Annotated in this window: 10 protein-coding genes; 3 read left to right on the top strand and 7 right to left on the bottom strand. The window is 73.7% G+C overall.

The genetic code is table 11. From position 1 onward, the window contains the following. Positions 1-15: 15 nt before the first annotated feature. From ACGFT2_RS32600 to ACGFT2_RS32585, 4 genes are all read right to left on the bottom strand, one after another. Positions 16-618 carry a DUF4126 domain-containing protein gene (locus ACGFT2_RS32600; protein WP_393285474.1) on the bottom strand — a complete coding sequence of 201 codons (603 nt, stop codon included), beginning with the start codon at positions 616-618 and terminating at the stop codon, positions 16-18. A gap of 570 nt (positions 619-1188) precedes the next feature. Next, complete coding sequence (locus ACGFT2_RS32595) at positions 1189-1818, bottom strand: TetR/AcrR family transcriptional regulator (RefSeq protein WP_393285471.1); 630 nt, start codon at positions 1816-1818, stop codon at positions 1189-1191. Positions 1819-1865: 47 nt separating this feature from the next. Continuing rightward, positions 1866-3950, bottom strand: a complete 2085-nt coding sequence (locus tag ACGFT2_RS32590) for a YhgE/Pip family protein (protein ID WP_393285468.1) — start codon at positions 3948-3950, stop codon at positions 1866-1868. Then, positions 3922-4779, bottom strand: a complete 858-nt coding sequence (locus ACGFT2_RS32585; protein ID WP_393285466.1) for an ATP-binding cassette domain-containing protein — start codon at positions 4777-4779, stop codon at positions 3922-3924. Before ACGFT2_RS32585 ends, ACGFT2_RS32590 begins: the two co-directional genes overlap by 29 nt. Positions 4780-4940: 161 nt before the next feature. Here ACGFT2_RS32585 and ACGFT2_RS32580 point away from each other — a divergent pair, with 161 nt between their 5' ends. The 3 genes from ACGFT2_RS32580 (at position 4941) to ACGFT2_RS32570 (ending at position 7174) form a co-directional block, all read left to right on the top strand. Next, positions 4941-5504 carry an SAV_6107 family HEPN domain-containing protein gene (locus ACGFT2_RS32580; RefSeq protein WP_393285464.1) on the top strand — a complete coding sequence of 188 codons (564 nt, stop codon included), beginning with the start codon at positions 4941-4943 and terminating at the stop codon, positions 5502-5504. Positions 5505-5686: 182 nt separating this feature from the next. Further along, on the top strand, positions 5687-6514 hold the full coding sequence (locus tag ACGFT2_RS32575) for a class I SAM-dependent methyltransferase (protein WP_393285461.1): 828 nt from the start codon (positions 5687-5689) through the stop codon (positions 6512-6514). A 276-nt stretch (positions 6515-6790) separates the two neighbouring features. Further along, a complete protein-coding gene (locus tag ACGFT2_RS32570; RefSeq protein ID WP_393285459.1) occupies positions 6791-7174 on the top strand; it encodes a DUF3040 domain-containing protein in 384 nt (127 codons plus the stop codon). 537 nt (positions 7175-7711) lie between these two features. Here the strand turns inward: ACGFT2_RS32570 and ACGFT2_RS32565 are convergent. The 3 genes from ACGFT2_RS32565 to ACGFT2_RS32555 are packed head-to-tail and all read right to left on the bottom strand — an operon-like array spanning position 7712 to position 12494. Beyond that, positions 7712-10096 carry a DUF3488 and DUF4129 domain-containing transglutaminase family protein gene (locus ACGFT2_RS32565; protein ID WP_393285457.1) on the bottom strand — a complete coding sequence of 795 codons (2385 nt, stop codon included), beginning with the start codon at positions 10094-10096 and terminating at the stop codon, positions 7712-7714. Next, a complete protein-coding gene (locus ACGFT2_RS32560) occupies positions 10093-11454 on the bottom strand; it encodes a DUF58 domain-containing protein (RefSeq protein WP_393285454.1) in 1362 nt (453 codons plus the stop codon). Before ACGFT2_RS32560 ends, ACGFT2_RS32565 begins: the two co-directional genes overlap by 4 nt. Continuing rightward, the gene (locus ACGFT2_RS32555; protein ID WP_393285451.1) at positions 11454-12494 is read right to left on the bottom strand and encodes an AAA family ATPase; all 1041 of its coding nucleotides are present in this window, start codon (positions 12492-12494) and stop codon (positions 11454-11456) included. The genes ACGFT2_RS32560 and ACGFT2_RS32555 overlap by 1 nt, the downstream gene beginning before the upstream one ends. Positions 12495-12671: the final 177 nt, after the last annotated feature.

Raw genomic sequence — 12671 nt, 5'->3', positions numbered from 1 at the left:
CGCTGTCGGCACAGGTCAGGACCCTCGCGACGCCAGGCGCCGCTCCTCCCGCCGCTGGGCCCTGCGGCGCAGGAAGCGCCGGATGCGCGAGACGAGGAACACCAGTGCCAGCAGCCCGCCGGCCAGCAGGACGCCCGCGATGACCGCCGCCGCCACCGGGTGGAACATCGCGAACGCCACGACGGCGCCCACTCCGAGATCCTCGGCGATGCTCAGCGCGAAGTTGCTGAACGGCTCGGGCGAGGTGTTGACCGCCATCCGCGTCCCGGCCTTGACCGTGTGGCTGGCCAGCGCCGTCGAACCACCGAGCAGCCCGGCCGCCACATCGGAGAGCGAGCCGCTCTGGCCGGCCAGCAGCGCGCCCACCCAGGCACCCGCGAGCGGCCGGACCAGCGTGTGCACGGAGTCCCACGCCGAGTCGACGTAGGGGATCTTGTCGGCGACCGCCTCGCACAGGAACAGCGCACCCGCGACGATGAGCACCTCGGGCCGTTGCAGCGTCTGCGGGATGTCGTCGCTCACCCCGGTCACGCCGAACAGGCCGAGCAGCAGCACCACCGCGTAGGCGTTGATGCCGCTGGCCCAGCCGCTGGTGAAGACGAGAGGGAGTACGGACACGCACGCGATCGTAGTCAGTGCGCGGTCCGCAGTCCCGGCCCCGCGCGGACGGCTGAGTACCCGTACCTAGACGCCAGGATGAGTACGCGCGCGGATGGGGCCGGGCCCCCGGGCGCGAGAGAGTGGAGCCACGGCCGGGGCGCGGCCCGGCACCGCCGGCACGGGGCGGCGGAACGGTGCCGCCCGCCGGACGCTCCTTCCGCCGATGCGTCGGCGGAAGCGAGAACAGGGGGTCCCGGGGAAGACCACCACGGGGGTCCGCACGAAGCCCGTACGGGGGAGTGCGGGAAGAAGGTACGGGGGAGTCACGGGGGACGGGAAGGCGCCGGTCCGGCAGCGGACCGGCGCCTCTTCGCGCACCCGTGCGCGGGGGTACCCGGCGCGTGCCCACACGGCGGGCGAACGCCGTGCCCACGCGCACGCGTGCCCGCACCGGGGGGCCGACGCGTGCCCGCACGGCTGGGCGGACGCGTGCCCACGCGCGGGGTACCCGGGCAATCGGCGGGACGGGGCACGCGGCGCGCGACGGGCGTCCTTGCGCGTCCTTGCGCGGGGACACCCGAGGGGCGTCTAGACCCTGCCGCTGACCCGGCCCTGCAGCAGCCGGGACAGGGCCGCGTGGACGTCGTCCAGCGAGCGCTCCGGCTGGAACGCCTTCCAGTCCAGCGCCGCCACCAGCACCATGCCGACCAGCGCGGCCGCCGTCAGCTGCACGTCGATCTCGTCGCTGAACTCACCGGTGGCCACGCCCTCGCGCAGCACCCCCTCGACCACCGCGACTGCCTCCTGCCGGACCACCATCAAGGTGGACTGCCAGGCCCGGTTGGTGCGCCACAGCTCGGCCACGTACAGCTGGGTGAAGGCCGGGTAGCGGTCGATGAAGACCAGTCCCGCGCGGATCATCGCGTCCAGCGCGTCCACCTTGCCGCCACCCGAGCGTGCCGTCAGCTCCGCCGCCTCCCTCAAGGAGGCGGTGAGCAGGCCCACGCCGTGCCGCAGCAACTCCTCGAAGAGGACCGACTTGCTCGCGAAGTTGTAGTAGACCGTGCCCTTCGCGACCCCGGCCCGATCGGCGATCTCGTCCACCGTGGTGGCGGAGAAGCCCTGTTCGGCGATGAGTGTGACGGCCGCTTCGTAGAGCTTCTGCCGGGTGGCCTCGCGGCGCGTGCTGCCGCCGGACCTGGCGTTGCTGCGTTCCATGGCCCCGATTCTCACAGGTGCGCGCGCGTGCCGGGGCTCCCCGGCGATCACAGGGTCAGCTCCGGGTGCAGCCGGGACGGCGTCCACACCTGACGCCGCCGGGCCGTGAGGGCGGTCAGCGCCAGGGCGCCCAGGGTGAACGCCCCGAGCACCGCGCACGCCTGCCAGACCGGCCCGAGCCCGCCGCCGGTGATCAGCCGGCGCAGCGCCTCCACGATGTAGCTCATCGGCAGGAACGGGTGGATCGCCCCGAAGAAGCCCGGACTGGTCTGCACGGGATAGGTGCCGCCCGCGGAGGTCAGCTGGAGCATCAGCAGGGCGAGGACCAGGATCCGGCCGGCCGCCCCGAAGCGGGCGTTGAGCCACTGCACGAGCGCCGCGAAACAGGCCGTGACCAGACACAGGAATCCGATCGTGCCGGCCGCGTGCAGCATCTGCAGACCGACCGCCCAGTGCAGTACGGCCATCAGCGCGGCCACCTGCGCCGCGCCCACCGCGACCACCGGCAGCCAGCCGGCGAACGCGATCCGCCAGGCGGACGAACCGGCCGCTAGGGCACGCCGGTTGAGCGGCGAGATCAGCATGTAGGCCACCATCGCGCCCACCCACAGGGACAGCGGGATGAAGTAGGGGGCGAAGCCGGTGCCGTAGTTCGGCGCGTGGTGCAGATCGTGGGAGGCCAGCCGGACCGGGTCGGCCATCACGCCGGTACGCCGGTCGCGGTCCCGCTGGCCGTAGTCCGGGATCTTCTTCGCGCCGTCGTGCAGTCCGCCGGCCAGCTTCCCCGAGCCGTCGGACAGCTTGTACAGGCCGCCGTTCAGGGTCCGGGCGCCGGACTCGGCGGTGCCGATGCCCTTGTCCAGCTCGTCCGCGCCGGTGTGGGCGGTGCCGAGCCCGGTGTGCAGCTTCTCGGCGCCCGTGGCGACCTTGTGCGCGCCGGCGTTCAGCTTGTTGATCTTCTTGACGGCGTCGGCGGTGTCCTCGGCGAGGTGGGGGGCGCGCTTCTGGAGGGCCTCGGCCTGCTTGCGCAAGGTGCCCAGGTTGTCCCGCATCGTCTTCAGGTCGCCGTTCTGGTCCGCGATGAGGGTGTTGAGGTCGTCGGCGACGGTGGCCACCTCGGCGGCGGCCTTCTTGGCGCGCTTCAGTTCCGGGCAGGCCGGGTCGGGGAGGGGCGCGGTCTCGCAGCGCGCCTCGTAGATCCCGTCCAGGACGGCGGAGGAGGCGTGGGCCGCCCTGGCGGCGCCCGGCGCGTGCTCCACCAGGACGTCGAGGTTGTCCGCGACCGCCTCGGCCGAGTCGGCGACCAGCCCGGCGGTGTCCCCGATGGTCTTCTCGTTGCTCTTCAGGAACGGACCCGCGTCGGCGTAGACGCCGTTGACCCGGTCGGCGAGCGTCTGGGTTCCGTCGGCGACCTGCCGGGAGCCGTCCTGCAGGTCTCCGGCGCCCTTGTCGAGCTTGGCGATCCCCTTGGCCAGCCTGCCGCTGCCGCCCTTGGCGTCCTTCAGCCCGTCGGCGAGGTCCTTGGAGCCCTTCTCCGCCTTGCCGATGCCGGTGTTCAGCTTGTCGGCACCCCTGGCGGCCGTGGTGGTCTTGTCGTGGATGTCGGAGAAGGACACGAAGATCTTGTCCAGGAACGTCCGGGAGGCCTTCGTGGAAGCGGCCGAGCGCACCTCGTTGAAGACCGTGCGGGAGATCTGCCCGACGATGTAGTTGTTCGCGTCGTTGGTGCGCACCTGGAGGGCGCCGGTCTCGGGGGAGTCGCCCGAGCTGGACGCGATCCGCCCGCTGAAGTCGGCCGGCATGGTCAGCGACAGGTAGTACGTGCCGTCCTCGACGCCCTTGCGGGCCTCTTCGTCGCTCACCTCGTGCCACTCGAAGGTCCGGCTGTCGCGCAGCCCGTCGACGATGTCGTCGCCGGCGGTGACCTTCTTCCCGGCCGCCGTCGCCCCCTTGTCGTCGTTCACCAGGGCCACCGGGATGCGGTCCAGCCGGCCGTAGGGGTCCCAGAACGACCACAGGTACAGGGCGCCGTAGAGCAGGGGCAGCACGAGCAGCGCGACCAGGGCGGCGCGCGGCAGCGTCCCCCGCCCGAAACGCCTCAGCTCAAGCGCGGCCAGCCTCGGTGAGCGCATCACGGGCATCCTCCTTCGGCTCGCCGCCGTCGCTGCCCGGGCCGCCGGCCGTCGGTTCGCCGTTCCCGGGTTCGCCGCGGTCGTCCGTCGGCTCGCCGTCCTGCGGCTCGCTCGGGCCGTCCGCCGGGTCGGTCGTGTCCGCGCGCCGGACGGTGGACACGGCCACGCAGCCCTCGGGAGCGGTGCGGCACACGGCCACGGCCGTCGTCCCCGCGCGTGTGAGGGACCGCAACAGGTCCCAGGCCTCGACGCGTTCGGCGTCCGAGAGCTTCACGTCGATGTCGTCGACACCGAGCAGCCGGGGCCGGCCCATGACGGCCAGGGCCACGGAGAGCCGCAGCTCCTGGAGCCGCTCCAGGTCCCGCACGGCCGTCCGGGAACCCTTGGGAAGGGTTTCCAGGTCGAGTCCGGCCGCGCCCAGAGCGGCGTCGATCCGCAGCCGCTCCTCGTGGGCGCGCTGCGGGCGGGGCCGCAGCACCTCGCGCAGCGAATCGCCGAACCTGCGCTGCAGCAGGGCCCGTTCGCGCAGGTGCTCGCCCACGGTCAGGGCCGGCTCCAGATCGGTCACCCCGCTCACGTTGGCCACGGCGGCGACCCGCCGCACGGCCGCCATGTGCCGGGGAAGTTTGAACCCGCCCACCGCGGCCACTCCTTCGGTGGGCTTCATGCGTCCCATGAGCGCGAGCAGCAGGCACGTACGGCCGGAGCCGGACGGTCCCTCGATCGCGATCAGCGAGCCCGGCTCCGCATCGAAGGTGATGCCGCGGAAGGCCCACCCCCGAGGCCCTTCGAGTCCGAGGCCTTCGGCCGTGACGTCGACGCCGTCCACGAGCCCCCCTGCCTGACGAATTTGAACTGACTGGTCAGTACAAAAATACGCCCGAACGGTCGATCGAAGCAAAGGCCCAGGTCAGAACGGATTGTCAGTGCCATACCGCACGATGGGCACATACGGCACCCGTGCCGTCACCAGACGACAGGAGGTTCGTCATGGCCAACTCGTCCGCAGCCGCCGCCCGTCGGCACCGCGCCACCGGCCCTGCCCCCTCACTGACCGGCCCGGCGAGCGACGTGCACCCCGTGCTCCGCCGGGCCACGGCTCCGCCCGCCGCCCTCGACCTGCTCGCCCAGGCCCGCTCCGCCCTGGACGAGGCCACCGTCCTGAGCACGCCGAACGAGCGCTATGCGACGGCCCACCTCGCCGCCCTGCGCACCGCGGCCGCCGTCCTCGCCGCCCGGGGCCGCCCCGAGACCTCCCCGCGCCGCCGGGCCCGGATCCGCAGCGCCTGGGAGGTACTGCCCGAGATCGCCCCGGAGCTGACCGAATGGAGCGCCCTGTTCGCCTCCGGCGCCGCCCGCCGGGCCCGCGCCGAGGCCGGCATCCGGGACGCCGCCCGGCAGCGGGACGCCGACGACCTCATGCGCGACGTGGCGATGTTCATCCGCATCGTGGAGCGGATGCTCGTCCTGCAGCCGATCCTGCCCCAGCCCCGTCAGGAAGGTGGCGAACGGGACGGCGGCGGGACGCCCGGCGGCCTTCCGGACACGGGCTGACCACCGGTTCGTCCGCCGTACGAGACGGACCCGGTCCACCGCCGCCGCGGTGACCGGGTACGGCGCCGGAGGCAATAGGGTGGGAAGAGCCTGAAGCCTTCCCGTCCCCCGCACCCGGACCGGGGAGGTGTCCCGTTCACGCCGCCGGCCACAGGCGGTGCCGCGCCGAGGAGTCAACTGCCGTGTCGGACCCGATGCGCCCGCCCGTCTCCCCCCACCGCCCTCAGACGACGCCGCTGCGCTCCGACCCCTCCCGCCCGCGCGCCTCCCTGCGGACCGCCGTGGTCTGGGAGGTCCTCCAGGACGCCCTCGACCGCCGGGTCAAGGCCGCGGGACGAGAGGCCCTGGACGTCCTCGACACCGGAGGCGGCAGCGGCAACTTCGCCGTGCCCCTCGCCCGCCTCGGCCACCGCGTCACCGTCGTCGACCCCAGCCCGAACGCGCTGTTCGCGCTGGAGCGCCGCGCCGCCGAGGCCGGCGTCGCCGACCGGGTCAAGGGCGTACAGGGCGACGCCCACGGCCTGTTCGACGTGGTCGAGCGCGGCGGCTACGACGCCGTGCTGTGCCACGGCGTGCTGGAGTACGTGGACGACCCGGCCGAAGGCCTGCGCAACGCCGTGGCCGCGCTGCGCCCCGACGGTGTCCTCAGCCTGCTCGCCGCCGGCCTCGGCGGCGCCGTGCTCGCCCGCGCCCTCGCCGGCCACTTCAAGGAGGCCGGGCAGGCCCTCCGGGACCCCGACGGCCGCTGGGGCACCGGCGACCCGATGCCCCGCCGTTTCACCGCCGAGCAGCTCACCGCGCTGGTCGAGGGCGCGGGCCTGCGGGTCGGCGCGGTGCACGGCGTCCGGGTCTTCGCCGACCTCGTGCCCGGCGTCCTGGTGGACACCGAGCCCGGCGCCCTCGACGCGCTGCTCGAGCTGGAGGCCGCGGCGGCCGAGTTGCCCGCGTTCCACTCCGTCGCCACCCAGCTGCATGTGCTCGGTGAGACGCCGGGTGCCGCCGGAGCCTGAGCGCACGACCGGGGCGAGCCGCTGATCAGCGGCTCGACGGCGGATGGAGTACGCCACAAGCCCCCCGAACGAGGGGTTTGCGCCGTATGATCGAGGTGCACCACCCGGCATGACGGGTCGGCCGCCGGGGAATGGAAGCCTCAGCGAGCCGGGTCGCCCACGTCGGGTTCCGGTTGGCTGTTGGCGCAGAGGGGCGGGTTTCACGGGGGCGATTCCCTGCCTATCCTGAAGGGACCCCCCGGGTCGCCCCGGCGACTGCACGATGAGGAGGACTCCGTGCCGCTCTCGGAGCACGAGCAGCGCATGCTCGAGCAGATGGAGCGAGCGCTGTACGCCGAAGATCCCAAGTTCGCGTCGGCGCTCGAGGGAAGCGGGCTGCGTACGTACACCCGGCGGCGGGTCTACCAGGCGGTCGCAGGCTTCCTCGTGGGTATCGCACTCCTCATGGCCGGAATGGTCGCGCAGCTGATCTGGGTCAGTGTGGTGGGTTTCCTCGTCATGCTGGGCTGTGCCGTACTCGCCGTCACCGGCTGGCGGAAGGCCCCGAAGCCGGGTGAGCAGCCCGCGGCCGCCGCCGGCCACCAGGCACGGCCGAAGCGCTCCGTGATGGACCGGATCGAGCAGCGCTGGCAGCGCCGCCGGGACGAGCAGGGTCGCTGAGCGCGCCGCGGTCCGCCGCCGGCGGACGACCTGCCGTCGACCGGCGCACCGCGTGCTCTCCCGGCCCGGCAACAGCGACATACGCGTGAGGGGTGACCACCGCCCGGTGGTCACCCCTCACGCATGAACAGGCGGAACCGGCCGGCCGCCCACCCGGGACTCCGCCCCGCGCCCGAAAACCCCTGCCCCCGCAAACCTCCCCGCCGCAGGACCATCGCGCCCGCACATTCCCTGCCCCGGCAGACCTCCCCGCCGCAGGACCATCGCGCCCGCACATTCCCTGCCCCGGCAGACCTCCCCGCCGCAGGACCATCGCGCCCGCACAGTCCCCGCCCCCGCAGACCTCCTCGCCGCAAAGCCATCGCGCCCGCAAACCCCCCGCGCCCGCGAGCCCCCGCGCTGCGGGACCCTTGTGCCCGCAAATCCCTGCTCCCGCAAACCCTCGGGCCCGCAAACCCCTGCGCCGCAGGCCCCCGCGCGCAGGGTCCCCGCGCCGCAGAACCTCCGCGCCGCAGGTAGCGGGCGCCCGCCGTGGGACTAGCCGCGCTGTCCCGACGGCCGGCGCAGCGTCGGACGGGCCGCCGCCGCCCGGGTTCTGAGGTCCGTCCAGCGGGCAGCCGCCGCCCAGAGCACCCGCGCGGCCGAGCGGGGCAGGAACCGCGCCCGCAGCCGGGTCCTGGTGCCGACCGAGGCGCGCAGCGCGTCGGCGACCCGGCGCACATCCTGTGCCGCCCCCGCGGACGGCCGCGGCACAGGCGCGTACAGCACCTGCTCGACCGCGTCCGCCACCCGGTGCACCGCGGCCCCGGCCACCGGATCCAGGTGCCCCAGCCGGACGATCCGGTCGGCCGCCCTGCGCGGGGTCAGCGCATCCTCCGGTGCGATGCCGTAGTCCCACGCACTGTCCGTCAGCTCCTGCCAGACGGCCAGGGTGTGCGCCGCCGCGCCGTCCGGGTCCCGCGGATGGGCGCCCAGCCGCAGCGATCGCACCCGCTGCCGCCACAGCAGCGGTGCCAGGACGAGGGCCAGCAGCACCAGCACGGCCAGCCCGGTCAGCAGCCCCCACCAGGGGAACGGCCGGTCGTCCCCGCCGTACGGGGCCGCCGCCGCCGACGGGCTGTCGCAGGCCTGCAGTTCACGCAGCCGGCCCGCGCAGCTCTCGCTCGGTGAGGCCGCCGCCGAAGGTGCCGAGGACGCGTTCTTGGACGGCAGAGCCTGGTCCGGACGCGAGGTGCCGGGCGTGTCCGGCTGGGTGTACGACGGCGTGGTGCCACGGGTGGGGGTCGGCTCGAAACGGGTCCAGCCCACGCCCTCGAAGTACAGCTCGGGCCAGGCGTGCGCGTCCTTCTGGTTCACCGCGAGCGTGCCGTCACCCTGCGGGGTGCCGGGCGCGAAGCCCACCGCGACCCGGGCCGGGATGCCGAGGGTACGGGCCATCGCCGCCATGGCGAAGGAGAAGTGGATGCAGAAACCCTCCTTCTCCTCGAGGAAGTTGGCGATCGCGTTCGGGCCACGGCCGACCTGCACCTGGGTGTCGTACCGGAAACCGCCGGTGACGGTGAAGTAGTCCTGGAGCTTGACGGCCTGGTCGTAGTGGCTCGTCGCGCCCGAGGTGATCTCCTCGGCGGTGCGGGCCACCACCTTCGGCAGCGAGGACGGCACCTGCGTGTACTCGCGCTTCAGGCTCGCCGGCGGCTCCGGCGCGGAGGCCAGCTGCGCCGCGGTCGGCCGCAGATCCAGGCTGGTCACCTGGTACGACTTGCCGCGCGTGTCCTGGCCGTGGTCGCCGACGAGGGTCATCCCGACGGGCTCGTAGCGCCACCGGCCGCTGATCTTCACGCCGCTCGGCGGATACGGCATCGGCAGCCAGTCCTGGGCGTACCAGTCCGCTGCCCTGACCGTCGTGCTGATCGTGCCGCGTTTGACGTCCTCGCTCAGGCCGGCGGGCGTGGGGAACTCGTCCGGCACCCCGACGATGTGCCGCTGGGCCGGTTTCCAGGTGGTGCCGTCGAAGTCGTCCAGGGAGATGATCCGCAGGTACAGGTCGGAGACGTCGTCCGTGCTGGTCCGCAGGGACAGCAGCTGGCGGTCGTCGTCGGTGTTCAGGTTGTCACGCAGCGACACCAGCAGATTGACCGAGGAGCCCCCGCCTCCATGGCCGCTGCCCGCCCCCACGCCCGTGCCGGCGCGGTCCAGCAGGCCGCCCTGCATCGCGGGCAGGGCCAGCGGCACCACCAGGGCCACCCCCAGCGCGACCGCGCCGATCCGGCGTCCGGTCCGCACCGGGGCGGCGGCGCCGGGCTCCGGGTCGCCCGGGGAGCGGGGCGCGCCGCCGAAGACGCGGCCCCACTGGGCGATCCGGTCCCGGCCCTCCGCGAGGAGCAGCATCAGGTAGCCGGCCGCCGCCACCAGGAACCACAGCCAGTCGGCTCCGCCGTCGGACAGCCCCGCCGCCACGGAGTACAGCGCGAGCAGCGGCAGGCCGGCCGGGGCCGCGCTGCGGAAGGTCACCGCGAGCGTGTCCACCAGCAGGCCGATCAGCAGCACGCCGCCGATCAGCATCAGCTTGATGCCGTCGGTGAGCGGCGCCGGTATCGCGTACTGGCCGACGTCGTCCGAGCCCTGCCGGAACAGATCGGCGAGGTACCGGAAGGTGTCCGGACCGGGAATCAGCCCGATGAGCGCGTGCTCCCGGGCGAAGACCAGGGTCAGCAGCATGAGGGTGACCAGCGCCTGCACCGCCACCGTCAGCGGCCGGCCCAGCGGCACCCGCCGGGCCGCCGCACCCACCCCGGTCTGCACCGCCACCAGCGGGACCAGCTGCAGCAGCCAGGTCGGCTCGGCCACCACGGGCAGCAGCGCGCAGGAGGCCATCAGCGTGGCCGCGGCGGCACACAGGGCAAGTCGTGCCCGCCCGCTCATCCCAGTGCCTCCCCGCTCGCGACGGCCAGGCCCGACCGCTCCCGGTCCGCCTGCCGCCACAGTCCGTCGAGCGAGGCGCCGCGCGGCACGCTCAGCGCCGTCCAGCCCGACTCGCGCAGCAGGCGCAACCGCTCGGCGTGCCGGTCGCCCGGCCGCGGCACGTCCGTCGGCTCTCGCACCCAGGTGTCGGGGTCGAGCACGAAGGCGACGGCACCGCCGCTGCGCCGGCTCATCTTGGCGACCGTCGCCGCCTGTTCCTCGTCCAGGTCGCCGAGGAAGGCGACCAGCAGCCCCTCATTGCCACCGCGCAGCACGTCGTACGCCCGGGACAGGCCCGTGCCGTCGGAGTGGTCGATCACCGCGAGGGTGTCCATCATCAGGCCGGCCGCGTCCGCGGTCTCCTGCCCGGCGCCCGCGAACCCGTCGGCGCCCTCGCCGGGCACCGAGCTGCCGGCGTCCGTCAGCAGGCGGACGGTGAAACCGCGTTCGAGCATGTGCACCAGGACCGAAGCGGTGCCCGAGACGGCCCACTCGAAGGCCGAGTCGGGACCGGCGCCCTCGTAGGCGCCGCCCCGGGTGTCCAGCAGCACGGTGCAGCGGGAGCGCCGGGGCTGCTCCTCGCGGCGCACCATCAGCTCGCCGTAGCGCGCGGTGGAGCGCCAGTGCACCCGGCGCAGGTCGTCGCCGTAGCGGTACCCGCGCGGGATCACGTCGTCCTCGCCGGCGAGGGCCAGCGAGCGCTGCCGCCCGTCGCCGTACCCCCTGGCCTCGCCGCCGAACCGGACCGGGGTCAGCGGGTCCACGCGCGGGATCACGGTCAGCGTGTCGTGCGTCGAGAAGGACCGGGACAGTTCGCACATCCCGAACGGGTCGGTCAGCCGCAGCTGCAGCGGGCCCAGCGGATAGCGGCCGCGCAGGTCGGAGCGGACCCGGTAGGACACCTCGCGGCGGCCACCCGGCTCCACCCGGTCCAGCACGAACCTGGGCCGCGGCCCGAGGACGTACGGCACACGGTCCTGGAGCATCAGCAGGCCCGTGGGCAGCCGGGAGACGTTGTCGACGCGCAGGTGCACCCGGGCCTCGCTGCCGGCCGGCACGCGCGCGGGGGCGAGCCGGCGGCCGGCGGCCACCCGGTAGCGCGTGCGGTACAGCACCGTCGCGCAGATCAGCGGCAGCGCGGCCAGCAGCAGACCGACCCGCAGCAGGTCGCTCTGGCCCAGTACGTACGCGCAGATCGCGGCGGCGATGCCGGCCGCCAGGAAGGAACGGCCGCGGGTGGTCAGCCCCGCCAGGGCGGTACGGACGCCGCCCGCCTCCCCGCGGTCGGCCTCCGGCAGCCCCGTCCCCCCGGCGCTCATCACAGTCCCCGCGGAGGCTGCTGGGGATAGGCCGGCACGCTCCGGCCGAGCCCGCCGAAGCCGCTCGGCCGGCCTGGCGCCGAGGGCACCGCGGTGTGCTGCAGGATCTCCAGCACCACCTGCTCGGCGGTGCGGCGGTTGAGCTGGGCCTGGGCGGTGGGCAGCAGGCGGTGGGCGAGGACCGCGACGGCCAGCGCCTGGACGTCGTCCGGGAGTGCGTACTCCCGGCCGGCGAGGGCCGCGGACGCCTTCGCCGCGCGCAGCAGATGCAGCGTCGCGCGCGGCGAGGCGCCGAGTCTGAGGTCGGGGTGACTGCGTGTGGCCGCGACCAGCTCGACCACATACCGGCGGACCGCCTCGGAGACGTGCACGCCGCGCACGGCCTCGACGAGCTTCACGATCTCGTGCGCGTGGGCCACCGGCTGCAGGTCCTCCAGCGGGCTGGCACCGCCGTGCACGTCGAGCATCTGCAGCTCGGCGTCGACGCTCGGATAGCCCACGGAGACCCGGGCCATGAAGCGGTCGCGCTGGGCCTCGGGCAGCGGGTAGGTGCCCTCCATCTCGACCGGGTTCTGCGTGGCCACCACCATGAAGGGGCTGGGCAGTTCGTAGGTCTGCCCGTCGATGGTGACCTGCCGCTCCTCCATGGACTCCAGCAGCGCGGACTGGGTCTTGGGCGAGGCGCGGTTGATCTCGTCGCCGATCACGATCTGCGCGAAGATGGCGCCCGGCTTGAACTCGAAGTCCCTGCGCTGCTGGTCCCAGATGGACACACCCGTGATGTCCGAGGGCAGCAGGTCCGGCGTGAACTGGATGCGCCGCACCGAGCAGTCGATGGACCGTGCCAGCGCCTTGGCGAGCATCGTCTTGCCCACGCCGGGGACGTCCTCGATCAGCAGATGGCCCTCGGCGAGCAGCACGGTCAGCGCGAGTCGGACGACCTCGGGCTTCCCCTCGATCACGCCCTCCACCGAACCGCGCACCCGTTCCACCGTGGCGGTCAGTTCAGTGAGGCTCGCTCGATCGTCATAGGTCGTCACCCGGCCCTCCTCGGCCCGTTCTTTCCGGGCCGACGCTCTGCGATGCAAACCGGCCCACCCCGAAACACGGGCATCACACGGAAGCAGTTCCGCGTGACGCCACTCCCCGCATTCTTGCTGCCGTTACCGATTCGTGTCACTCGCCTGTGGACAACTGCCCGCACGATGTCGGCCTTA

Source organism: Streptomyces sp. NPDC048514 (assembly GCF_043199955.1).
Lineage (GTDB): Bacteria > Actinomycetota > Actinomycetes > Streptomycetales > Streptomycetaceae > Streptomyces.
The sequence above is the reverse complement of the archived record's forward strand: the minus strand, read 5'-3'. Positions and strand labels throughout refer to the sequence as shown.